This is a genomic window from Buttiauxella sp. AC038 (assembly GCF_979253565.1).
Window position 1 is genome coordinate 1,249,554 of record NZ_CEEDCQ010000001.1, and the last position, 23,893, is coordinate 1,273,446.

At 51.6% G+C, this 23,893-nt stretch carries 15 protein-coding genes and 2 pseudogenes; 13 read left to right on the top strand and 4 right to left on the bottom strand.

Going from position 1 to position 23,893, the window contains the following annotated elements; translation table 11 throughout:
- The first annotated feature begins 98 nt into the window (after positions 1-98).
- From murQ to tadA, 4 genes and pseudogenes are all read left to right on the top strand, one after another.
- The gene (murQ, locus tag AC0IXI_RS06010) at positions 99-989 is read left to right on the top strand and encodes an N-acetylmuramic acid 6-phosphate etherase (RefSeq protein ID WP_413498768.1); all 891 of its coding nucleotides are present in this window, start codon (positions 99-101) and stop codon (positions 987-989) included.
- A gap of 12 nt (positions 990-1,001) precedes the next feature.
- Positions 1,002-2,369 (top strand): PTS transporter subunit EIIC, encoded by a 1,368-nt coding sequence (locus tag AC0IXI_RS06015; RefSeq protein WP_134184903.1) that lies wholly within the window; start codon positions 1,002-1,004, stop codon positions 2,367-2,369.
- Between the two features lie 3 nt (positions 2,370-2,372).
- The gene (gene yfhb, locus AC0IXI_RS06020) at positions 2,373-3,011 is read left to right on the top strand and encodes a phosphatidylglycerophosphatase C (protein WP_064513110.1); all 639 of its coding nucleotides are present in this window, start codon (positions 2,373-2,375) and stop codon (positions 3,009-3,011) included.
- A gap of 58 nt (positions 3,012-3,069) precedes the next feature.
- Positions 3,070-3,572 (top strand): annotated as a pseudogene (gene tadA, locus AC0IXI_RS06025) (tRNA adenosine(34) deaminase TadA).
- Here tadA and mltF read toward each other — a convergent pair.
- Positions 3,538-5,013: pseudogene (gene mltF, locus AC0IXI_RS06030) on the bottom strand (membrane-bound lytic murein transglycosylase MltF); the annotation flags it as partial. The pseudogenes tadA and mltF overlap by 35 nt on opposite strands.
- Before the next feature lie 270 nt (positions 5,014-5,283).
- Here mltF and purL point away from each other — a divergent pair.
- The 5 genes from purL to glnB all read left to right on the top strand — a co-directional run bounded on the left by purL (position 5,284) and on the right by glnB (position 13,609).
- On the top strand, positions 5,284-9,171 hold the full coding sequence (gene purL / locus AC0IXI_RS06035) for a phosphoribosylformylglycinamidine synthase (RefSeq protein ID WP_471682087.1): 3,888 nt from the start codon (positions 5,284-5,286) through the stop codon (positions 9,169-9,171).
- Between the two features lie 587 nt (positions 9,172-9,758).
- Positions 9,759-11,141 carry a sensor histidine kinase gene (locus AC0IXI_RS06040; protein WP_471683205.1) on the top strand — a complete coding sequence of 461 codons (1,383 nt, stop codon included), beginning with the start codon at positions 9,759-9,761 and terminating at the stop codon, positions 11,139-11,141.
- 3 nt (positions 11,142-11,144) lie between these two features.
- Positions 11,145-11,864: a two-component system QseEF-associated lipoprotein QseG gene (gene qseG / locus AC0IXI_RS06045; RefSeq protein ID WP_064513102.1), complete on the top strand. Its 720-nt coding sequence runs from the start codon at positions 11,145-11,147 to the stop codon at positions 11,862-11,864.
- Complete coding sequence (gene glrR, locus AC0IXI_RS06050; protein ID WP_064513100.1) at positions 11,861-13,198, top strand: two-component system response regulator GlrR; 1,338 nt, start codon at positions 11,861-11,863, stop codon at positions 13,196-13,198. Before qseG ends, glrR begins: the two co-directional genes overlap by 4 nt.
- 72 nt (positions 13,199-13,270) lie before the next feature.
- On the top strand, positions 13,271-13,609 hold the full coding sequence (gene glnB / locus AC0IXI_RS06055) for a nitrogen regulatory protein P-II (protein WP_002438074.1): 339 nt from the start codon (positions 13,271-13,273) through the stop codon (positions 13,607-13,609).
- 174 nt (positions 13,610-13,783) lie between these two features.
- Here the strand turns inward: glnB and hmpA are convergent, their stop codons facing one another.
- Positions 13,784-14,974, bottom strand: a complete 1,191-nt coding sequence (hmpA, locus tag AC0IXI_RS06060) for an NO-inducible flavohemoprotein (protein ID WP_471682088.1) — start codon at positions 14,972-14,974, stop codon at positions 13,784-13,786.
- Positions 14,975-15,365: 391 nt separating this feature from the next.
- On the opposite strand from hmpA, the gene glyA reads away from it, so the two are divergent.
- The gene (glyA, locus tag AC0IXI_RS06065) at positions 15,366-16,619 is read left to right on the top strand and encodes a serine hydroxymethyltransferase (protein ID WP_413498758.1); all 1,254 of its coding nucleotides are present in this window, start codon (positions 15,366-15,368) and stop codon (positions 16,617-16,619) included.
- Positions 16,620-16,676: 57 nt separating this feature from the next.
- On the opposite strand, the gene AC0IXI_RS06070 is transcribed toward glyA, so the two are convergent.
- Both AC0IXI_RS06070 and AC0IXI_RS06075 read right to left on the bottom strand, forming a co-directional pair.
- On the bottom strand, positions 16,677-16,850 hold the full coding sequence (locus tag AC0IXI_RS06070) for a hypothetical protein (RefSeq protein WP_166671971.1): 174 nt from the start codon (positions 16,848-16,850) through the stop codon (positions 16,677-16,679).
- Between the two features lie 56 nt (positions 16,851-16,906).
- On the bottom strand, positions 16,907-18,103 hold the full coding sequence (locus tag AC0IXI_RS06075; protein WP_134184915.1) for an ROK family protein: 1,197 nt from the start codon (positions 18,101-18,103) through the stop codon (positions 16,907-16,909).
- A gap of 115 nt (positions 18,104-18,218) precedes the next feature.
- On the opposite strand from AC0IXI_RS06075, the gene AC0IXI_RS06080 reads away from it, so the two are divergent.
- From AC0IXI_RS06080 to AC0IXI_RS06090, 3 genes are all read left to right on the top strand, one after another.
- Positions 18,219-21,494, top strand: a complete 3,276-nt coding sequence (locus tag AC0IXI_RS06080; protein WP_471682089.1) for a DUF5107 domain-containing protein — start codon at positions 18,219-18,221, stop codon at positions 21,492-21,494.
- A gap of 72 nt (positions 21,495-21,566) precedes the next feature.
- Positions 21,567-23,006: a sugar porter family MFS transporter gene (locus AC0IXI_RS06085; protein ID WP_134184919.1), complete on the top strand. Its 1,440-nt coding sequence runs from the start codon at positions 21,567-21,569 to the stop codon at positions 23,004-23,006.
- Positions 23,007-23,008: 2 nt separating this feature from the next.
- Positions 23,009-23,833 carry an aldose 1-epimerase gene (locus AC0IXI_RS06090; RefSeq protein WP_471682090.1) on the top strand — a complete coding sequence of 275 codons (825 nt, stop codon included), beginning with the start codon at positions 23,009-23,011 and terminating at the stop codon, positions 23,831-23,833.
- Positions 23,834-23,893 lie beyond the last annotated feature (60 nt).

Here is a 23,893-nt window from a genome sequence, read left to right on the forward strand (position 1 = left end):
GTGAGCCGCTCCATAATAACGTAAATTACGCTCGCCTGAATGAATTTTATATTCCATCATATGGAAACTGTAAGGAATTAAATATTCAAAGGTGCATGATGAATCTCGGCTCACTCGTTTCTGAAACTCGTAATCCACAAACAATGGATCTCGATTGCCTCTCAACGCTCGCGATGGTCGAACGTTTTAACCAGCAGGATGCTCTGGTAGCCGGTGCGGTCGAAAAAACACTACCGGAAGTGGCCCTGGCGGTAGATGCTGCAGCCGAATCACTAAAAGCGGGTGGGCGTTTGATTTATATGGGTGCCGGAACCAGTGGGCGTCTTGGTGTGCTGGATGCTTCCGAATGCCCACCCACATTTGGTGTGCCACACGGTCTGGTGATTGGTTTAATTGCCGGAGGTCCTGGGGCATTGCTGAAAGCTGTCGAAGGTGCCGAAGACAACCAGCAGTTGGGTGAAGACGACCTGAAAGCATTAGACCTGACGGCAAACGATATGGTGGTTGGGCTTGCTGCGTCAGGTCGCACGCCATACGTCATTGGTGGCCTGCGTTATGCGCGTAACCTCGGTTGCCGTACTGCCGCTATTTCCTGTAATCCGGGTTCCGCTATTGCGCTGGAAGCTGAAATTGCCATTTCTCCGGTCGTAGGCCCGGAAGCGTTGACCGGTTCCACTCGTCTGAAATCTGGCACTGCACAGAAGCTGGTACTGAATATGATATCCACAGGCGCGATGGTCAAACTGGGCAAGGTCTACCAGAACCTGATGGTGGACATGAAAGCCACCAATATCAAGCTGGTAGACCGCGCCTGCCGTATTGTTGTTGAAGCGACCAGTGCCAGCCGTGAAGACGCAGAAAACGCCCTGAAACAAACGGATTATGAAGTTAAGCCCGCCATTCTCATGCTACTCACCGGTGTTGATGCTCAAACCGCGCAAGTGCGCCTGGCAGTTAGCCACGGTTACCTCCGCTCCGCCTTAAAATAAAGGTACTGAATCATGGATAAGACAGCGGCTCTGGCCAGTGAGATTTTGCTTGGCATCGGCGGGCAGGCAAACATCGCCCGTCTCGAAAACTGCATGACCCGCGTGCGGGTAGAAGTGAATGACGATGGACTGCTGGATATTGCTGGTCTGAAAAAACTGCCAGGTGTCAGCGGCTATGTGAAGCAGGGTGCGCAGCATCAACTGATTGTCGGGCCAGGGCGTGCCGCACAAGTGGTGGATGCCATGCGCGAGCTGCTGCAAAGCAATGGCCAGACTACCTCAAGTGAAGATGATATTGCGCAGAATAAGGCTCAGGCCAAAGCGCGTTACCAGGCGCCGATGAGCGAAGCGCTGCGTAAACTGGCAAACGTCTTTATTCCATTGATTCCGGCTTTTATTGCTTCCGGGCTGATTACGGGGATTATTAATATCCTCAAACGCCCGGATATTGTGGGTGACCTTGCAACCCAGTACCCGAACATTCTCGGCTTACTCGCCATCTTTGGTAGTGCGGTGTTTGCTATTATGAATATTCTGGTCGGCGTCAATGCCGCCAAAGTATTCGGCGGTTCGATGGCGATGGGTGGCGTGATGGCGGGGATACTTTCCAGCCCGCAACTCGCGCAAATCCACCTGTTTGGTGAAAACCTCCAGCCAGGTCGTGGCGGCGTTATCGCCGTGTTGCTGGTGGTGGCGTTGATGTGCTGGATTGAAAAACGTTTACGCAAGTTGTTGCCTGGTTCGATTGAGCTGATCCTCAATCCGCTTCTGACGACGCTCATTACTGCATCGATTGCGATTGTTGCTTTGCAGCCGTTAGGTGGCCTGATTTCTGACGCGATTGCTCACGGCGCAACAATGGCAATCGACAAAGGTGGCCTGGTGGTTGGTGCAGTGCTTTCCGGTGCATTCTTGCCGTTGGTGCTTTCCGGTTTGCATCAGGGGTTGGTGCCCATTCATGTCGAGCTAATCCAGACTCATGGCCAGAACGCATTGCTGCCCATTCTGGCCATGGCAGGAGTCGGGCAAGTGGGTGCAGCTATCGCGGTCTTCATGAAAACGCGCAATCAGCGCCTGAAAAAACTTATCAAAGGGGCGTTGCCGGTCGGGCTGTTGGGTATTGGCGAACCGCTCATTTTTGGTGTGACTTTACCGCTGGGCAAGCCGTTTATCGGCGCGTGTTTGGGTGGTGCGGTTGGCGGGGCGCTGATCAGTTACTGGAAAGTGGCGACGGTTATTACATTTGGCATTTCAGGTTTACCGCTGGCATTAACCATTGTTACCGGAAAAGTGATGCTCTATCTGTTAGGCTTTCTGATAGCGGTTATCGCAGGGTTCTTATTTACATGGTTTATGGGCTTTAACGATCCAGAGGAGTAACGTTTGACAACTCAGAGTGAGCGTCGGGTAGTATTTTTCGATTTAGATGGCACGCTGCATCAGCAGGATATGTTTGGCAGCTTCTTGCGCTACCTGCTGCGCCATCAACCACTCAATCTGTTACTTGTCATCCCGCTTTTGCCGGTGATCGGGGGCACGTTGCTGATTAAAGGGCGTGCCGCCCGCTGGCCGATGAGCCTGTTGCTGTGGGGCGCGACTTTCGGCCACAGTGAAAAGCGCCTCAAAGAGCTGGAAGCAAACTTCGTCACTTGGTTCCGTGGGCAAGTTACAGCTTTTCCGGTTGTGCAGCAGCGCCTTACCGATTATCTGACAAGTTCAGATGCTGATGTCTGGCTGATTACTGGCTCACCGCAACCGCTTGTTCAGCAGGTTTATTTCGATACACCGTGGTTGCCGAAAGTGAAGCTTATAGCCAGCCAAATCAAGCGTTCTCATGGTGGGTGGGTGCTTACATTGCGCTGCCTTGGGCATGAAAAAGTCTCACAGCTGGAACAGCAAATCGGCACACCTTTGCAACTCTACAGCGGTTACAGCGACAGCAACCAGGACAACCCTCTGCTCTATTTTTGCCAGCACCGCTGGCGGGTTACGCCACAGGGCCAGTTACAGCAGCTCGAATAATTCCGTCTGGCATAACGACTGTGTATAATGCGCGCCCGAATATAGGCCGGAGAATCCCTTGTCAGAAAGCGAATTGAATCACGAACACTGGATGCGCCATGCGTTGACGCTTGCTCGCCGTGCGTGGGAAGAAGGTGAAGTTCCGGTCGGTGCAGTGTTGGTCCATAACAACCAGGTGATTGGTGAAGGTTGGAACCGCTCTATCGGACGACACGATCCGACAGCACATGCTGAAATTATGGCGTTGCGTCAGGGCGGTTTGGTGCTGCAAAACTACCGTCTGCTGGAAACAACACTTTATGTCACCCTCGAACCGTGCGTTATGTGTGCAGGTGCGATGGTGCATGGACGTATCGGAAACCTGGTGTTTGGCGCGCGTGATGCTAAGACCGGGGCGATTGGATCTCTGATGGACGTGGTAGGGCATCCTGGTATGAATCACCAGGTTATGGTGACTGAGGGCGTACTGGCAGAAGAGTGCTCGGCAATGTTAAGTGCTTTTTTCGAGCCCGCCGTCTGGAGAAAAAGGCCCTAAAGGAAAAGGCCCGTAGCTCGGAGTAGCAAGTTCTACAGGGGCTACCGCCGGGTAAGCTTCGGCATATTTTTCTTCTTGTGCCACCTGCTTCTCTTTTTCAAGCAAATATCCCGCAAGACTAATGTGATACTTACGGATATTTTCTACATAGGCATACGCCTCATGGCCACGGGCGTAACCATAAGTAGTTTTGCTGTAATACTGTTTTTGACTCAGTAACGGTAGCCGAGTTTTGACATCCGCCCAACTGTCCGGGTTACCTTTCTGCTTCGCCGTAAGCTGACGGGCATCAAGCATGTGGGCATACCCCATGTTATATGCCGTCAGAGCAAACCAAATACGCTCTTCCTCTGGCACGCTATCAGGGACTTTTGACATCATATCTTTCAGATAACGACTCCCACCTTCAATGCTTTGCTCTGGGTCTAACCGGTCAGTAACACCGAGACTTTGCGCGGTATTTTTGGTCAGCATCATAAGCCCACGCACACCAGTTGGTGAGGTGGCCTGATCATCCCAGTGCGATTCCTGATACGAAATTGCCGCCAGCAAACGCCAGTCTATTTCAGTGGCATATTTTTCGAATAACGGCTGAAGCGTTGGTAGCACGGTATCAACCGCTTTTAGGAAGGTACGTGTATCTACGTAGTCAAAATCCCCAACGTGACCGAGATATTTCTCTTCAAGACGTGCAAAGGTGCCATCGCTATTAAGGCGGTTATAGAAATCGAGTAGAGCCGCGGAAAGGCTATCATCATTATCTAACATGCTAAACCAAGTGACCGGCTGCTCGTCGGTCACATCCAGAGCGACAGCAAGCTGTGGATGGACGCGTTGGAAGGTGCTGATGGCAACAGAGTCTGCAATGGTAAAGGCAATCTCTCCATCAACCACTTTTTGCATCAGTTCAGTGCTGCTGTGTTGATCATCAACTCGCCAGCTTAAATCCGGGAATTTTTCTGCTTTCAGCTTGTTCAAAGCATTCAGTGAGGTTACGCCTGGCGACAGTACAAGCTGGTTATCTTTGACACCTGCCAGCGTTTTGGGGCGTGGGCTCCCGATGCGATAAACCATCTGCTGGGAAACTGAATAGTATGCCGGGCCGGCCTGGTAACGCTGACCGCGTTGCGCGTTATAGACCAGTCCTGCCGCAATCACATCGGCATCGTTATTATCAATGTCATCAAACAGTTCCTGGATATTCGGACGAACAGTGACTTCCAGCTTCACGCCAAGATAGTCAGCAAACTGCTGAGCCAACTCGTAATCAAGGCCTATTTTTTTGCCTTGATAAAGGGTGTAGGTCAGCGGTGACTCAATAGTACTGACGCGCAAAACCCCCCGCGATTGAATAGCGGCGATACGGTTTTCGGTTTGTCCGAACCAGGGTATGGAGGGCCAGAGCGCCACTGCCAGCAACACGGTTACGGCACCGATGAGCAGATAATTAATCTTAAATCTTTTCAAATAGTTAATCTTCTGCGGTGCGTCGAGTCTTCGCTAACAACAGGCTTCAAAAGTTGAGGTTATACAAAAAGGTGTGGCGCATTTTGCTTAACAAAACGCCACCGCGCAACTTATTCAACATTTCTGGCTGAATTTTAAGCAATGAAAAGTAATCCACTTATTTATACGCAAACGGTTTCGTCACGGCGATGGATTATCTATAATGGCGCCCGTTTTCCCCTTGCGCCCACTGAAGCGTCCCCCTGGCGTTTCGAAGACGAGAGATCTTTGATGATGGAAATTCTGCGTGGTTCGCCCGCTTTATCGGCATTTCGTATTAACAAATTACTGGCCCGCTTCAATGACGCCAACCTTCCGGTCAGCGACATTTATGCCGAGTATGTTCACTTTGCCGATCTCGACGCGCAGCTCGACTCTGATGAGCACGCCCGTCTGCAACGGTTGTTGAAATATGGTCCAACCCTTGCCGACCACGCCCCGACAGGCCACCTGATTCTGGTTACGCCGCGTCCTGGTACCATCTCACCCTGGTCCTCTAAAGCGACTGATATTGCCCATAATTGCGACCTGGCGAAAGTTAAGCGCCTGGAACGTGGCGTGGCATATTACGTCACTGCAAGCCAACTGACCGACGCACAGCGCCAGGACGTTGCCACATTGCTGCATGACCGCATGATGGAAAGCGTATTTGGTTCGCTTGATGATGCACAGCAGTTGTTCTCTCATCACACGCCTGCGCCGGTGCAAAGTGTTGACCTGCTCACACAAGGTCGCGAAGCACTGGTTGAAGCCAACATCCGTTTAGGGCTGGCTTTAGCAGAAGATGAAATCGACTACTTGCAGGATGCATTCACCAAACTGGGGCGCAACCCGAACGACATCGAGCTGTATATGTTCGCGCAGGCTAACTCCGAACATTGCCGCCACAAAATTTTCAACGCCGACTGGATTATCGACGGCGTAGAGCAGCCTAAATCGCTGTTCAAAATGATTAAAAACACCTTCGAGAAAACGCCTGACTACGTGTTATCTGCCTATAAAGATAACGCCGCAGTGATGGAAGGCTCACAGGTAGGGCGCTTCTTTGCCGACCACGAAGCGGGCCGTTACGACTATCACCAGGAAGATGCGCACATCCTGATGAAAGTTGAAACCCACAACCACCCAACAGCCATTTCCCCATGGCCGGGTGCTGCGACCGGTTCCGGTGGCGAAATCCGTGATGAAGGTGCGACGGGCCGTGGTGCTAAACCGAAAGCGGGCCTGGTTGGTTTCTCCGTTTCAAACTTGCGTATTCCTGGTTTTGAACAGCCGTGGGAAGAAGATTTTGGCAAGCCGGACCGTATTGTTACCGCGCTGGACATCATGACTGACGGCCCTCTGGGTGGTGCGGCGTTTAACAACGAATTCGGTCGCCCGGCTCTGACTGGCTACTTCCGTACTTACGAAGAGAAAGTAAACAGCCATAACGGCGAAGAATTACGCGGTTACCACAAGCCAATCATGCTGGCGGGTGGCATCGGTAACATTCGTGCTGACCACGTTCAGAAAGGCGTAATTACCGTAGGCGCGAAACTTATCGTGCTCGGTGGCCCATCAATGAACATTGGTCTGGGTGGCGGTGCTGCATCCTCTATGGCATCCGGTCAGTCCGATGCGGATCTGGATTTTGCATCCGTACAGCGTGACAACCCAGAAATGGAACGCCGCTGCCAGGAAGTTATCGACCGCTGTTGGGAGTTGGGTGATGCCAACCCAATTCTGTTTATCCACGATGTGGGCGCGGGTGGTCTTTCCAACGCAATGCCTGAACTGGTGAGCGACGGTGGGCGCGGTGGTCGTTTTGAACTGCGTGATATTCTGAACGACGAGCCGGGTATGAGCCCGCTGGAAGTGTGGTGTAACGAATCCCAGGAGCGTTATGTTCTGGCGGTTGCTCCAGACCAGTTGCCGCTGTTTGACGAGCTGTGCCGCCGTGAACGTGCGCCATATGCCGTTATCGGCGAAGCCACCGAAGAAAAACACCTGACGCTTAACGACAACCATTTCGACAACCAGCCGATTGATATGCCGCTGGACGTGCTGCTCGGCAAAACGCCGAAAATGGAACGTAACGTTGAAACCCTGAAAGCGAAGGGCGATGCGCTGGATTGCCGCCATATCACGATTGCTGATGCGGTAAACCGTGTACTGCATTTGCCAACGGTTGCAGAAAAAACTTTCCTCGTGACTATCGGTGACCGTTCGGTGACCGGCATGGTTGCTCGCGACCAGATGGTTGGCCCGTGGCAGATCCCGGTTGCCAACTGTGCGGTCACCACGGCAAGCCTCGATAGCTACTACGGCGAAGCGATGTCTCTGGGTGAACGCGCACCTGTTGCGCTGCTCGATTTCGCAGCATCGGGCCGCCTGGCTGTGGGTGAAGCACTGACTAACATTGCAGCTACGCAAATCGGCGCGTTAAATCGTATTAAACTTTCTGCTAACTGGATGTCTGCTGCGGGTCACCCGGGTGAAGACGCTGGTCTTTATGAAGCGGTAAAAGCGGTGGGTGAAGAGCTTTGCCCAACGCTTGGCCTGACCATTCCGGTCGGCAAAGATTCAATGTCGATGAAAACCCGCTGGCAGGAGGGCACCGAGCAACGCGAGATGACCTCTCCGCTGTCGCTGGTTATCACCGCATTTGCCCGTGTTGAAGATGTCCGTCGCACCGTTACGCCACAGCTGCATACCGAAGATAACGCCTTGTTGCTTATCGATTTAGGCGTTGGCCACAACGCGCTGGGTGCCACTGCGCTGTCTCAGGTTTACCGCCAACTGGGCGACAAACCTGCTGACGTTCGCAGCGCTGAGCAGCTGAAAGGCTTCTTTAACGCGATTCAGGCGCTGGTGGTTGAGCAGAAACTGCTGGCTTACCACGACCGTTCTGACGGCGGCCTGTTAGTGACGCTGGCAGAGATGGCATTTGCTGGTCACTGTGGCGTGGAAGCGGATATCGCCACACTGGGTAGCGACCATCTGGCAGCCCTCTTTAATGAAGAATTAGGTGCAGTAATCCAGGTTAAAGCGGCAGATCGCGTAGCGGTTGAGAAAACACTGGCAGACCACGGCCTGGCAGATTGCGTTCATTTCCTCGGTAAAGCTGTTGTGGGTGACCGTTTCACGCTGACCGCTGATAAGCACGCGGTGTTTAGCGAAAGCCGCACCACGCTTCGTATGTGGTGGGCAGAAACCACATGGCAGATGCAGCGCCTGCGTGATAACCCAGAATGTGCCGATCAAGAGCATGAAGCGAAAGCCAATGACAACGATCCTGGCCTGAACGTTAAGCTCAGCTTCGACATCAAAGAAGATATCGCGGCACCGTTTATCGCTAAAGGTGCACGTCCAAAAGTTGCTGTACTGCGCGAGCAGGGTGTTAACTCTCACGTTGAAATGGCGGCAGCCTTCCACCGTGCGGGCTTTGATGCCATCGACGTGCATATGAGTGATTTGCTGGCGGGTCGCCGTGGTCTGGACGATTTCCAGGCGCTGGTGGCGTGTGGCGGCTTCTCTTATGGTGACGTGTTGGGTGCAGGTGAAGGCTGGGCGAAGTCCATTCTCTTTAACTCACGTGTCCGTGACGAGTTCGAAACCTTCTTCCACCGTCCGCAAACCCTGGCTCTGGGCGTGTGTAACGGTTGCCAGATGATGTCGAACTTGCGTGAACTGATTCCGGGCAGCGACCTGTGGCCACGCTTTGTGCGTAACCATTCAGACCGCTTTGAAGCGCGCTTCAGCCTGGTTGAAGTGACTTCAAGCCCGTCGCTGCTGCTGCAAGGCATGGTCGGTTCGCATATGCCAATCGCGGTTTCTCACGGCGAAGGGCATGTGGAAGTGCGCGATGCGGCACATCTTGCGGCGCTTGAAAGCAAAGGCCTGGTGGCGCTGCGCTTTATCGACAACTTCGGCAAGGTCACGCAGAACTACCCGGCAAACCCGAATGGTTCGCCAAATGGTATTACTGCGGTCACCAACGAAAGCGGGCGCGTCACCATTATGATGCCGCACCCGGAGCGTGTGTTCCGTACTGTTAGCAACTCCTGGCACCCAGCCGAGTGGGGCGAAGATAGCCCGTGGATGCGTATTTTCCGCAACGCGCGTAAGCAACTTGGTTAAGCTCTAATAGAATCCCTGCTACGGCAGGGATTTTTTTGTCACTAAAACCCGACATTCACTATTTTTACTGTCTCCAAATGGAGACGTTTAACTTGTTGATTTTAAAGGCGTGTGAGATGGGGTTCTTATGGTGTTGCTGAATAGCGACAGTGTGTGCAAAAAATAGCCTGCATCATTCATGTGTGTTATAGAAAATAAACATAATAGAAACATTGGTATATATAACTTGTAGCAACTGTGGCACATATAATGCATAATACTGCGCAGTGGCTCATTCACCTCCTTATGTCAGCCCCCGCAAGGGTTGTGCTACATAAACCATAGAATGATGCACTCAAGGTGCCTGCCGTCCGACTTTTGATTATTGCCAGTCTTGTACTGCTTTATCATGCTCCGGGCGAAACGTTGAGTAAGGCACCGCCTGATTCCAGAACAAAGGCAGAGATTATTCTCTGCCTTTGTTGTTTCTGCGTTCAAGACTTTAAACTCCCGCCAATCCCCGCTAGCATCAAATTATCCAGAATCCCAATGAGATAAGTCTATTGAACCAGTGGCATTTTTTCCCGCGATCCTTACGTCAGCTCGTCATGATGGCCTTTTTGCTGGTGCTGGTTCCGCTGTTGGTTCTGGCATGGCAAGCGTGGCAAAGCCTTAATGCGCTCAGCGATCAGGCTGCGTTAACAAATCGCACCACGCTGGCGGATGCTCGCCGCAGTGAAGCTATGACAAATGTTGCTCTGGAAATGGAACGTAGTTATCGCCAATATTGTGTGCTGGATGATGCAACGCTTGAGACTGTCTACCAGGGGCAGCGTAAGCGTTACACGCAAATGCTTGAAGCGCATGCCGGAGTTTTGCCTGATAACCATCTTTATAAAGACCTCAGCCAGTCGTTAACAGACCTTGCCAATATACAATGCAAAAATAGCGGCCCAGATACCGCTGCTGCTGCACACCTTGAAAACTTCGCGGCCAAAAATGCTGAAATGGTACAAGCGACGCGCGCGGTGGTGTTTTCCCGTGGACAGCAACTTCAACAAGAGATTGCCGAGCGCGGACAGTTTTTTGGCTGGCAGGCGCTGGTGTTATTCCTGTTGAGCTTTGCATTGGTCATTATCTTTACGCGCATGATTATCGGCCCGGTGAAAGGTATCGAGAAGATGATTAATTTACTCGGTGAAGGGCGTTCATTAGGTAATTCGGTGTTGTTTAAAGGGCCGAGTGAACTACGTTCTGTTGGGCAGCGAATTGTCTGGCTCAGTGAGCGCCTTTCCTGGCTTGAGTCCCAGCGCCACGAATTTTTGCGCCATATTTCCCATGAATTAAAAACACCGCTTGCCAGTATGCGTGAAGGTACCGAACTGCTTGCCGATCAGGTTGTTGGGCCACTGACCAACGATCAAAAAGAGGTGGTGGAAATTCTTGATAATAGTAGCCGCCACTTACAAAAATTGATTGAGCAGTTACTGGATTACAACCGTAAACTGGCCGATGTCCCACTCGAGATGGGTAAAGTTGAATTGGCACCGCTGGTGGATGTCATTATCGCCGCTCACAGTTTGCCTGCGCGGGCTAAAATGATGCGTACCGAGTGTGATATTAGCCCGGTTGCTTGCCTGGCTGAGCCGATGTTGTTGATGAGCGTGCTGGATAATCTCTATTCCAATGCGGTGCACTATGGGTCTGAATCCGGTACCATTTATCTACGAAGCTCGCAGGTGGGTCACTTGCTCTTTATTGATGTCTGTAACACAGGCGACCCCATTCCGTCCGCGGAGCGAGAGATGATCTTTGAACCTTTTTATCAGGGAAGCCATCAGCGTAAAGGTGCAGTTAAAGGTAGCGGCCTGGGATTGAGTATCGCCCAGGATTGTATCCGTCGTATGCATGGCGAATTGCACCTGATTGATGATGAAACGGCAGATGTCAGCTTCCGAATCGAGTTACCTGTCTTTCCCGAGAACAAATAAAAAATGAAAGCGACTATTTTTCACGTGTTGCGTAACGGCTTAATCCCATGCCTACGCAGCCCAGTTTCAATTCGCCCGCTGTCCGCATTACTTGTGCCATTACTACTGGCGAGCTGTGTTCAGAGTACTGTGCCAAAAGATGTTAAACATCCACAACTGGCAGAAGAGCCGGAACAGCAACTGGCCGATTACTTGTCTACGGATTGTGAGGATATCTGGCAAAATCAGAGCCACGACTCAATGAGTAACCCTCTGTATTGGCTTCGGGCGATGGACTGCGCAGAACGTTTAGCGCCGATTCAGGCGCGAGCTGAAGCACGCCGCTGGCCATCTGATAGTTGGCCCGACACGTTCAAAAGAGGGATTTTGTTGGCGAATGCCAAAATTAGCCCAACCGAGCGCCGCCGTTACATGGTTAAGCTGGATGCGATGACGACAGAAGTGCCTTCACAGGTGCGCTCGTTATTCCAGGTGTGGCGTGATGGGCAAGCGTCGTTACTGGCGCTGTCAGATGAACGTACCCGCTACAGCAAATTACAACAGTCGTCAGACAACGAGCTGGATACGTTGCGTGAACAACAGCAACGCCTCAGAGGCCAGCTAAGCCTGACGACTCGCAAACTAGAAAACCTGACGGACATCGAACGCCAGCTTTCCAGCCGCAAACCTGCCGGTGCCGAATTGCCGGACAATACCAAACCCGCGCAGGAGGCGAAACCATGACGCAACGTAAACCCGCCAGATTACTGCTGGTTGATGACGATCCGGGCCTGCTTAAACTTCTCGGTATGCGCCTGACCAGTGAAGGTTATACCGTTTCCACTGCGGAAAGTGGTGCTGAAGGGTTGCGTCTCCTGGGGCGAGAAAAAATCGACTTAGTGATTAGCGACCTGCGGATGGATGAGATGGATGGCATGGCGCTATTTGCCGAAATCCAGAAAGCACAACCGGGAATGCCGGTTATCATTCTTACCGCTCACGGTTCTATTCCTGATGCCGTGGCTGCAACACAGCAGGGCGTGTTTAGTTTCTTGACGAAACCGGTTGATAAAGATGCGCTCTACAAGGCGATTGACGATGCTCTCGAGCATACAGTCACTGCCGGTGATGATATGTGGCGCGACACTATTGTTACACGCAGCCCGACGATGCTGCGCTTGTTGGATCAGGCGCGCATGGTGGCCCAGTCGGATGTCAGCGTGCTGATTAACGGGCAAAGCGGAACCGGCAAAGAGATCCTTGCGCAGGCCATTCACAACGCCAGTCCGCGCAGCAAGAAGGCATTTATCGCTATTAACTGTGGAGCATTACCAGAACAGTTGCTGGAATCTGAACTGTTTGGCCATTCGCGTGGTGCCTTTACCGGTGCAGTCAGCAGCAGAGAAGGGCTGTTCCAGGCCGCAGAAGGTGGCACGTTATTCCTTGATGAAATTGGCGATATGCCGATTCCCTTGCAGGTCAAATTACTGCGTGTGTTGCAGGAGCGCAAAGTGCGCCCGTTGGGCAGCAACCGTGATCTCGATATTGATGTGCGCATTCTCTCTGCCACCCACCGCGACTTACCTAAAGCGATGGAGCGTGGCGAGTTCCGTGAAGACTTGTTCTACCGCCTGAATGTAGTGAGCCTGAAAATCCCTGCCCTGCAAGAACGCGCGGAAGATGTGCCTTTGCTGGCAAATCATTTATTGCGCCAGTCTGCCGATCGCCATAAGCCGTTTGTGCGCAGTTTTTCGACCGACGCCATGAAGCGCCTGATGGCGGCAAGTTGGCCTGGCAACGTGCGCCAGTTGGTTAACGTGATTGAACAGTGCGTAGCTTTGACATCCGCTCCCGTTATCAGCGAAGCGCTGGTTCAGCAGGCTCTGGAGGGCGAGAATACTGCGCTGCCTACTTTTGTTGAAGCACGTAACCAGTTCGAGCTGAACTATCTGCGAAAATTGCTGCAAATGACCAAAGGTAATGTTACCCAGGCCGCGCGCGTAGCGGGGCGTAACCGTACTGAATTCTACAAATTACTCTCAAGGCATGAACTCGATGCCAATGACTTTAAAGAGTAGTTTGTGGTAATTTGAAACCACGATTACTGTAACCAGGCAGCACACTTGAGTTGTGCGGGAACCGGAAATACCATGAAAAAAATTGATGCGATTATTAAACCGTTCAAACTGGATGACGTGCGCGAAGCGCTGGCAGAAGTTGGCATCACCGGCATGACGGTAACTGAAGTTAAAGGTTTTGGTCGTCAGAAAGGGCACACCGAGCTGTACCGTGGTGCCGAGTACATGGTGGATTTCCTGCCAAAAGTAAAAATTGAAATTGTCGTCACAGACGACATCGTTGATACCTGTGTGGACACCATTATTCGCACTGCGCAAACTGGTAAAATCGGCGATGGTAAAATCTTTGTCTTTGATGTGGCACGTGTGGTGCGTATCCGTACTGGCGAAGAAGACGACGCCGCGATTTAACTGGCCTTTATGGCGGGAGTTAAATTGATATTACTCGCCATTTTCAATACTCAAAATAATTCGAGTCGCAGGAAGGCGGCCAGGCCGCAAGTCCCCAGGAGCATAGATAACTATGTGACTGGGGCGAACGGGTGCAGCCAACGCACCTGCAACTCGAAGTATGAAGAGTAAAAATCACATCACTTTATGCGGGCCAAAACACTCATAATTAATTCGGTCCTGCCCTATGCCTAGCTTCACCAACTGCTCCGCCGCAAAACGCATAAAACTCACCGGGCCGCACAGATAAAACTGCATATCTGGTGCACTGATTTTGCTTTCCAGGGTCAGTAAATCCATCAAACCTTCGCTATCAAATTTTGCCTGTGCACGGCAACGTTCGGATGGCGTGCGATACCATACGTGGCGCTCAAAGCCTGGCAACTGTTCACCCAGATGATTCACTTCATCCGCAAATGCATGTACGTCACCATGTTCAGCCGCATGGAACCAGTTCACCTGCGCGCTATGGTCATTTTTCGCCAGTGTATCGAGCATTGCCAGCATCGGCGTTTGGCCAACACCTGCAGAAATCAACGTAACTGGCGTTTGCCCGTTCACGTCCATAAAGAAATCACCCGCCGGAGCCGCCAGATGCAGTTCATCACCCACCTGCGCGTGGTTGTGTAACCAACTTGAAACCTGTCCCAAATCTTCGCGTTTCACCGCAATGCGATAGCTTTTGCCATCTGGCTTGCGGGTCAATGAATATTGGCGAATCTCCTGATGCGGGAAACCTTCAGGTTTCAGCCATACGCCAAGATACTGGCCTGGTTGATAATCCGCGACTGGTTTACCATCCAGCGGTTCAAATTCAAAGCTGGTGATAAGTGAGCTCTGCGGCTCTTTTGCCACAATGCGGAAGGCGCGAGTGCCTTCCCAACCGCCATTTTTCGCCGCGTTTTGCTGGTAGATTTCCGCTTCACGATTGATAAACACGCCTGCCAGCACGCCATACGCTTTGCCCCACGCATCCAATACTTCCTGGCCCGGGCTGAACATTTCATCCAGCGTTGCTAACAGGTGACCGCCGACGATGTCGTACTGTTCCGGTTTGATCTGGAAGCTGGTGTGTTTCTGCGCGATTTTTTCTACCGCTGGCAGTAACACCGCCAGATTTTCAATATTAGCCGCGTATGCACAGATGGCATTGAACAGCGCTTCACGCTGATCGCCATTGCGCTGGTTGCTCATATTGAAGATTTCTTTCAGCTCAGGATTATGGCTGAACATGCGATCGTAAAAGTGAGCGGTAAGTTTTGGGCCGGTTGCGGCAAGCAGGGGAATGGTGGATTTCACAACAGCGATGGTTTGTGCGTCAAGCATGGTATGGCTCCTTTTATACCCGTCATATTTCAAGCCGCAGGGGTGATAGATGCAACTCGAATTATTTAGGGTTTTCTAATTGATGTATTTTAAATGCATCTTATAAAATTATCGGATTAAAAAAAGCACTACATTGTAAATGGATACTTACTGAGTCGATTCGGCTCACAGAACGTGAAATTTCTGCATGTTGATGATGAATTAATATCCGCAGAAATAGCTTGCCACTTTTGGCTTCAAACCCTTGCAGGACGCCGAGCCAATCGTTTGCGTAAAAACCTCTGTCAAGACCTATCACCTGATACCAATTCGGTTTACACTGTTGCCCGTTGTTTGAGAGAGCCCTCAAAGCTGTTCGAATTTTTACTGTTAGCTGAGTCTGGAGATGCGAATGTTAAAACGTGAAATGAACATTGCCGATTACGATGCCGATTTATGGCAGGCCATGGAGCAAGAAAAAGTACGTCAGGAAGAGCACATTGAACTGATCGCCTCCGAAAACTACACCAGCCCGCGCGTGATGCAGGCTCAGGGTTCTCAGTTAACTAACAAATACGCTGAAGGTTACCCAGGCAAACGTTACTACGGCGGCTGCGAATACGTTGATGTCGTTGAACAACTGGCTATCGACCGTGCAAAAGAGCTGTTCGGCGCTGATTACGCTAACGTGCAACCGCACTCCGGTTCACAAGCTAACTTCGCGGTATACACCACTTTGCTGGAACCAGGCGACACCGTTCTGGGTATGAACCTGGCACATGGCGGCCACCTGACTCACGGCTCCCCGGTAAACTTCTCCGGCAAGCTGTACAACATCGTTCCTTATGGTATCGATGAAACCGGTCATATCGACTACGCAGACCTGGAAAAACAAGCTAAAGCCCATAAGCCGAAAATGATCATCGGTGGCTTCTCTGCTTATTCAGGCGTGGTTGACTGGGCAAAAATGCGTGAAATCGCAGACATGGTTGATGCGAAACTGTTCGTGGACATGGCACACGTTGCTGGCCTGATTGCTGCGGGCGTTTACCCGAACCCGGTTCCACATGCACACGTTGTGACAACCACTACGCACAAAACTTTGGCAGGCCCACGCGGTGGTTTAATCCTCGCGAACGGCGGCAGCGAAGAGCTGTATAAGAAACTGAACTCCGCTGTCTTCCCAGGCGCGCAGGGCGGCCCACTGATGCACGTCATCGCGGGTAAAGCTGTTGCACTGAAAGAAGCAATGGAACCTGAGTTCAAAACTTACCAGCAGCAAGTTGCTAAGAATGCAAAAGCAATGGTTTCTGTGTTCCTGGACCGTGGTTACAAAGTGGTTTCTGGCGGTACTGACAACCACCTGTTCTTGCTGGATCTGGTTGATAAAAACCTGACCGGTAAAGAAGCTGATGCTGCATTGGGTCGCGCGAATATCACCGTGAACAAAAACAGCGTGCCAAACGATCCGAAGAGCCCATTTGTGACTTCTGGTATCCGTATCGGTACTCCAGCGGTGACTCGCCGTGGCTTCAATGAAGCAGACGTTCGCGAACTGGCTGGCTGGATGTGTGATGTGTTAGATAGCATCAACGACGAAGCGGTTATCGAACGCACCAAGCAAAAAGTTCTGGATATCTGCGCCCGCTTGCCGGTTTACGCATAATTTCCGCTACGTAAGTCACTAAAGCCCACGTTATGTGGGCTTTGTTGTTTTTGATGGCTAATGTTGATCGCGCGTGATTAAACTGCAGTTCTTCGCAGTGGCTACGGTATCGCTGCTCTGAGTTGCCTGAATACAGGCATCCATTGGCGATAAGGGGGGCGGGGTATTAACCGTCTGGGCTGCACAACCTGCCAATAACAGCCCGAAAATAATCACACCTGCTTTATGCATAATTTCACTCCTTGCCAGATGTTGACTGGGATATCCGGGGAATATTTCCTCACGGCTTATTCTTTACCCAGCGTGGCTTCCACATACAAATAACCAATTCCCATCACTTGCTGTGGCCGCGAAAGCTTGCCGAAACTAATTTGTGTCGCATTAATCTTTAGCGCATCGCCATGGTCAAACGGATTAAACCCAATCTGCCGATTGATGGTTGCCAGCCAGTCCTCGCCAAATCCACAGCTTCTACCATAAAACAAAATATTGTTAATATTTAATATATTAAGGAAATTATACAAACTCAGCCCAATGGCATTAGCGGCACTTTCTACCCAGCTACGAACTTGTTCATCGCCACTATGCCAGGCTGAAATAAGCTGTGCGGAGGTGACATTTTCCGGGTCTTGTCGTGCCGAACCAGGTTGCGATTTTAACCAGATACGCGCCTGTTTTTTTAACGCTGAAAGCGATGCGACGGTTTCCAGACAGCCGTAGCGCCCGCAGTCACAGGCCATGCCATCAGGGTTCACAATGGTGTGGCCGATTTGCCCACTGCCATACAAACTGCCGCGATAAATCTGCCCGTTGATGACAAACGATGAACCAATCCCGTAATCCACATTTATCACGCAGAAATCCTGGCGGTTTGCCGGGTTTTGCCATTTTTCTGCCAGCGCCAGCATCACACAGTCGTTATCGACTCTTACCGTTACACCAAGCTTTTCCTCCAGCAGATATTTAATTTCTACCGGCTCACGCCACGGAGCCTGCGGCATGGTTTGCGAAACGCCTGTCACAGGATCGACTTGCCCATGAATAGCCAGAGCGAGATTGATGACTTTTTTCGGCCAGATTTTGCGTTGATTACGCCAGATGTTCTCAATAGCGGCCAGTAATACCTGCGGTGTGGCGGCGTTCACATGGATACGCTCAAATTCCCCTTGCGGTGAAAGTTGTGCGTCGCACAGTTGGCTTTCAATACTGGTGGGCGTGACATTCATGCAGAGAATGAAATCGCCATCAGGTGGAATTTGGTAACTGCCGCTGTTAATGCCTCGGTTACTGAGGTTTTCGCTGGAGTGGCTCAGTTTGCCATCGCTCACCAACTCCTCAAGGATCTTACTCACCGCTGGAATGGACAGCCCGGTGTACTGCGCAAACTGCGATTTGCTTAGCCGCTTATGCTGCCAAACCAGTTTCATAATCGTCTGGCGGTTAAGTTGGCGCACGCGTTGATTATTCAGCCCTGAATTATGCATTTCACTAAACCCCGTTAACTTTATTGTGTGAGCATTAAGCGCTCTAAGCCGTTATGAGTTCTCTACACTGCAAACATAACGTATTTCACTGTTGTTTGTTTACTGGAGAAGCGAAATGTACGGAGCCGTTAGCGTCTGGCAAGAGACGATTGCTTTACCCACCTGGACTACCGGTGCGGAAGACCCGAATCCTATGTTTCTGGAGAACCGTGTCTATCAGGGATCTTCAGGTGCTGTTTATCCTTACGGTGTTATTGACACACTTACTGGCAATCGCGAGATGCGTGATTACAACGCGGTGTGGATTGAGAACGACTTTATCCGCGTAATGTTATTGCCTGAGCTAGGAGGCCGTATTCATCGCGCCTACGACAAAGTGATGGAGCGCGACTTTGTTTACTACAACGAAGTGGTGAAACCAGCTTTGGTTGGACTGGTCGGGCCGTGGATTTCCGGTGGTATCGAATTTAACTGGCCGCAGCATCATCGCCCAACTACTTTCATGCCGGTAGATGTGACTTTCCAGAAACATGACAACGGTGCGCAAACCGTCTGGCTCGGTGAAGTTGAGCCAATGCGCGGCCTACAAGTGATGACCGGCTTTACGCTGTACCCGGAAAAGGCGCTGATTGAAATCACCGGGAAAGTATTCAATGGCAACGCTACACCGCGTCATTTCCTGTGGTGGGCGAACCCGGCGGTAAAAGGCGGTGATGATCACCAAAGCGTATTCCCACCGGATGTCACGGCGGTATTCGACCACGGTAAACGCGATGTTTCTGCCTTCCCGATTGCCCACGGTACTTACTACAAAGTTGATTATTCCGCAGGCGTGGATATCTCGCGCTACAAAAATATCCCGGTGCCAACCTCGTATATGGCGGATAAATCAGATTACGATTTTGTTGGCGCCTACCATCATGGCGAGCAGGGCGGTTTATTACATATTGCGGACCACCATGTTTCACCGGGTAAGAAACAATGGTCATGGGGGAACTGTGATTTCGGCCAGGCATGGGACCGTAATCTAACCGATGAAAATGGCCCGTATATTGAGTTGATGACCGGTGTGTTTACCGATAATCAGCCAGATTTCACCTGGATTGCCCCTTACGAAGAAAAAGTCTTCGTGCAGAACTTCCTGCCATACAGCCAGCTTGGCACTTTGCAAAACGCCAACACTCAGGCGGCAATAAAACTGGAACGCCACAACGGCGAGTTGCATCTCGGTGTATATGCGATTGCGCCGCTGCCTGATTTTACACTCGACATTGAAGCCGCAGGCCAAACACTCTGGAAATCAGCTCTTTCATTACAACCCGCGCAGGCGTCGCAGGAAAAATTCAGTAACCACTGGCCACAACGGTTGACGCTAAATCTGCGCGATCCGCAGGGCAATATCATTCTCAGTTATTGCGAACATATCCCTGAAGATTTACCTCTGCCGCAACCTGCTTGCGTGCCCGCCAAACCGCAAGACATCACGAATTGCGATGAATTGTATTTTATCGGTCAGCATCTGGAGCAGTATCTTCACGCCAGCCGTTCGGCACTGGATTATTACCAGCGTGCACTGGCTTTAGATCCCGAGGATTACCGCTGTAACGTGGCGCTCGGCCAGCTTGAATTTAACCGTGGCAACTGGGAGCTTGCTGAACAGTACGCGGATGCGGCACTTAAACGCGCACATCGTCTGAATAAGAACCCGCAAAATGGCGATGCCAGCATGTTGCGTGGAGCGGCAAAAGAGAAGCAAGGCGACTTTAACGGCGCATTTGACGATTACTTCAAAGCAAGCTGGAGTGGTAATTGCCGCGATGCTGCATTCTACGCGCTGGCACGTCTGGCGCTGCGTAAAGGTGATGCGGTTCAATCACTGGCGTTTGTGAACCAAAGCCTTAAATTTAACGCCAGCAATAATCTGGCGATGGGGCTAAAAGCACTGGTTTTACACCAAACAGGGGCAACACAAAAAGCCCTGAACTGGATTGCGCAGCAGCTTGAGGAATACCCGCTCAGTTACGTGTTGTACTACGCCCATTGGGCAATCACGCAAAGCGAAACTGAACGTGCTGAACTGGTGCGAGTCACCGGAAAACGAGGTGTTAATGCCAGTGTACTGGCAGGTTGGTTGGTGAGCCTTGGCAAGGATTCGGCGGCGAAAGAGATGCTAGGTATTCTTGACTCACAAGAGGCGATGCCGCTTTTGTGGCGTGCAGCGCTAACCACTGACCGCACTCGACAACATCTATTCATTCAGCAGGCGCAGGAGAATTTTGCCCGTAAAGTTCGCTTCCCAAATACCCTGGATGAAGTGCAAATGTTGCAGCGATTGCCGCATGATGGCTTCGCGCAATATCTGCTTGGTTGCTTCTGGTACAGCAAACGTCGGTATAACGAAGCGGTTGCCTGTTGGCAATTTGCCGCGCAACAACTTCCAGAGTTCGCTGCAGTACAGCGTGTGTTGGGGATTCACGCCTGGAATAAAACGCACGATGTAAGGCTTGCCGAAAGCTATCTGCAACGAGCGGTTGAACTCGAGCCCGATAACGCCCGCTTCCTGTTTGAACTCGATTACCTGCAAAAACTTAACGGGCGTGCTACCGAGCAGCGCTTGGCGAATCTGGCAACTCGTCGTGATGTGGTACTTAAACGTGACGATCTCACCGCTGAATTGTTGAGCTTGTGGAATATTCACGGTGAAACCGATGCGGCGGCGCAAGTCCTGGCACGGCGAAAATTCCACCCGTGGGAAGGTGGAGAAGGCAAAGTCACCGGACAGTATCTTATTAACCTGCAATACCGTGCGCTGGAGTGCATTGCCAATAAACAGTTGGGCGAAGCAGAAGTGTTGCTTCAGCAAGCGCTTAGTTACCCGGAGAACTTGGGTGAGGGGCGTTTAGTCGGCCAGAGCGATAACGATATTTGGTATCTGCTCGGCTGGTGTGCACAGCAACTCCAGCAGCCGGAACGTGCTCAGCTCTATTTCGAACGTGCGCTGGAAGGGGGCTCCACTCTGGAAGCCGGGCGTTACTACAACGACCAACCCGTAGATTACTTGTTCTACCAGGCTATGGCGCTGGTGCGTACTGGTGACAAAGAGCAGGCTCAACAGCAATTCCGTAGTTTTATTCACTGGGCCGATACCCACTTTAATGACCCGTCTGAACCTGATTTCTTTGCCGTATCGCTGCCAGATTTGGTCGCGCTGGATGGTGATCGTCAGGCTGCACACCAGCAACACTGCCTGTTTGTCGCAGCTCTTGGGCATCTGGGATTGGGGGAACACTCCGAGTTCGAAGCAGCATTGAAAGCTTTACTGTCACAAAACCCGGCACACGACAAAGCGCACTTGCTGCATCTGGCAATGCAGCGCGGCGTCTTTGCCTGAGCGCTGAAATAACAATAAACGGCGGGAGATAAATCCCGCCTCCTCTGTATCTCTACAAAGTGAGGAATAACAATGAAAACTGTGCAGACACAACTACGCATGGGGTATGTATGGACTATCTGTCTGGTGGCCGCCTGTGGCGGTTTGCTATTCGGATATGACTGGGTGGTGATTGGTGGCGCCAAACCCTTCTATGAAGCTTACTTTTCAATAACCGACCCTGCGCAGTCTGGCTGGGCGATGAGTTCAGCACTGGTAGGCTGTATTTTCGGTGCGCTGATTTCCGGCTGGTGTGCAGACCGGTTCGGACGCAAAACACCGCTTATCATTTCGGCGATACTGTTTACCGCATCGGCCTGGGGTACGGCGATGGCCAGTAACTTCGACATGTTTGTGGTGTTCCGCATTGTCGGTGGTGTGGGCATTGGCCTCGCATCAGCGTTAAGCCCGATGTATATCGCGGAAGTGAGCCCGGCTGAAAAACGCGGCAAGTTTGTTGCCATCAACCAGTTAACCATTGTGATAGGTGTGCTGGCGGCACAACTTATCAACCTGTTGATTGCCGAACCGGTGGGGACAGCCGCAAGCATGCAGCAAATCACCGAAAGCTGGAATGGGCAGGTGGGCTGGCGTTGGATGTTTGGTGCAGAACTGGTTCCGGCGCTGGCGTTTCTGGTGCTGATGTTCTTTGTGCCAGAGTCACCACGCTGGCTTGTGCGGGCCGGGAAAAATGAACGTGCCCACAAAATGCTTAAGCGCATCGGTAACCAGAAATATGCCGATGATACGCTCAACGATATTCTGCAAACTCTGAATAACGACACACAAAAAGTCTCCTGGGGAACGCTGTGGCAGCCGCAGGTTAAGCCCATCATTATTATTGGGATGGTGCTGGCGGTGTTCCAGCAGTGGTGCGGGATCAACGTGATATTTAACTACGCGCAGGAGATTTTTGCCTCCGCCGGGTTTGATATTAACAGCACACTGAAATCCATTGTTGCCACCGGTTTAATCAACCTTATCTTCACTCTCGCCGCGCTGCCGCTGGTGGATAAAATTGGCCGCCGTAAGCTGATGTTATTTGGCGCTGCGGGCCTGACTATCATCTATGCATTAATCGGTGCCGCATACGGTCTGGGTATTCTGGGGTTGCCGGTGCTTATCCTCGTCCTGGCGGCGATTGCGATTTACGCACTGACACTCGCCCCTGTGACCTGGGTTCTGCTATCAGAAATTTTCCCGAATCGGGTTCGTGGCCTGGCGATGTCTTTGGGTACGCTGGCGCTGTGGGTGGCCTGTTTCCTTCTGACGTACACCTTCCCGTTATTGAACGCCAGTCTCGGGGCTGCGGGTAGTTTCCTGCTGTATGGTGTGATTTGTGCAGCAGGTTTTGTCTATGTACGCCGTTATGTTCCGGAAACGAAAGGCGTGAGCCTGGAAGCGCTGGAAAAACGTATGGCAGAACAATACGGTGCTGTGGCGAAAGCTCGCGCTGAAAAAGTGGCTCAATAACAATGCAAAGCCTGTTACTCGAAAATAGCCATTTGCGTTTAGTTGTCGCCCCGGAGGGGGCGGCAATCCTCAGTCTGGATTCGCTAAAGCACCAGCAACCGATTCTTTATGCAGGTGAAAAGGCATTATTCCCGATGCTACCGCTGGCAAACCGAGTCGCCGGGAATTGCTTTCGGCTACACGGAGAAATGGTCACGCTGCCGAAAAGTCCTGTCGATGAACAATTTTTTCTCCATGGCGATGGCTGGCTGAAAAGCTGGCAGGTGGAAACCGAGGATAGTCAGCAGATTGTTTTAACGCTCAATAGTGGGCATGAGTGCGGGTTTGATTATCACGCGCGACTGGTTTACCGGCTGGAAGGTAAGCGTTTTATCGCGGAGCTTGAACTCACTCACCGGGGAAGTCAGCCGATGGTTTATGGGCTGGGTTTTCATCCCTTTTTCCATCTCACACCCACGACACTCGTGCAGTTTGGAGCAACGGGCTTCTGGCCTGAAGGAGAGAATCACTTACCTCTTGAATGGAGTGACCAACTGACGGCACAAACCAATTTCATCACGGCGAAAATCCCGGACAACCAATGGCTGAATGTTGGCTATTCCGGTTGGAATGGTTTGGCGTTGATTGAATCTGGTGACCTGCTGGTGCAGCTAAAATGTTCCACGCCGTACTTGATGGTGTTCCGTATGGCAGACGAACCATTTATTTGCCTTGAGCCACAAAGCCACCCGGTGAATGCCCATAATATGGCTGGGCAGCCGGGGCTGGTGTTACTGCGGGCAGGGGACTCGACACAGTTGCGGATGGAGGTGGTTGTTTTGTCGTAAGCGGAAGTCTTGTGTCGGATTAGCGAAAGCAACATCCGACAATTCCAATAGCACCATAAC

Coding starts and splice junctions, on each gene's coding strand:
- AC0IXI_RS06080 (WP_471682089.1), top strand. CDS start 18,219: ATGTACGGAGCCGTTAGCGTCTGGCAAGAGACGATTGCTTTACCCACC.
- AC0IXI_RS06070 (WP_166671971.1), bottom strand. CDS start 16,850: ATGCATAAAGCAGGTGTGATTATTTTCGGGCTGTTATTGGCAGGTTGT.
- murQ (WP_413498768.1), top strand. CDS start 99: ATGAATCTCGGCTCACTCGTTTCTGAAACTCGTAATCCACAAACAATG.
- glnB (WP_002438074.1), top strand. CDS start 13,271: ATGAAAAAAATTGATGCGATTATTAAACCGTTCAAACTGGATGACGTG.
- glrR (WP_064513100.1), top strand. CDS start 11,861: ATGACGCAACGTAAACCCGCCAGATTACTGCTGGTTGATGACGATCCG.
- AC0IXI_RS06090 (WP_471682090.1), top strand. CDS start 23,009: ATGCAAAGCCTGTTACTCGAAAATAGCCATTTGCGTTTAGTTGTCGCC.
- AC0IXI_RS06040 (WP_471683205.1), top strand. CDS start 9,759: ATGATGGCCTTTTTGCTGGTGCTGGTTCCGCTGTTGGTTCTGGCATGG.
- glyA (WP_413498758.1), top strand. CDS start 15,366: ATGTTAAAACGTGAAATGAACATTGCCGATTACGATGCCGATTTATGG.
- AC0IXI_RS06075 (WP_134184915.1), bottom strand. CDS start 18,103: ATGCATAATTCAGGGCTGAATAATCAACGCGTGCGCCAACTTAACCGC.
- AC0IXI_RS06085 (WP_134184919.1), top strand. CDS start 21,567: ATGAAAACTGTGCAGACACAACTACGCATGGGGTATGTATGGACTATC.
- purL (WP_471682087.1), top strand. CDS start 5,284: ATGATGGAAATTCTGCGTGGTTCGCCCGCTTTATCGGCATTTCGTATT.
- qseG (WP_064513102.1), top strand. CDS start 11,145: ATGAAAGCGACTATTTTTCACGTGTTGCGTAACGGCTTAATCCCATGC.
- hmpA (WP_471682088.1), bottom strand. CDS start 14,974: ATGCTTGACGCACAAACCATCGCTGTTGTGAAATCCACCATTCCCCTG.
- AC0IXI_RS06015 (WP_134184903.1), top strand. CDS start 1,002: ATGGATAAGACAGCGGCTCTGGCCAGTGAGATTTTGCTTGGCATCGGC.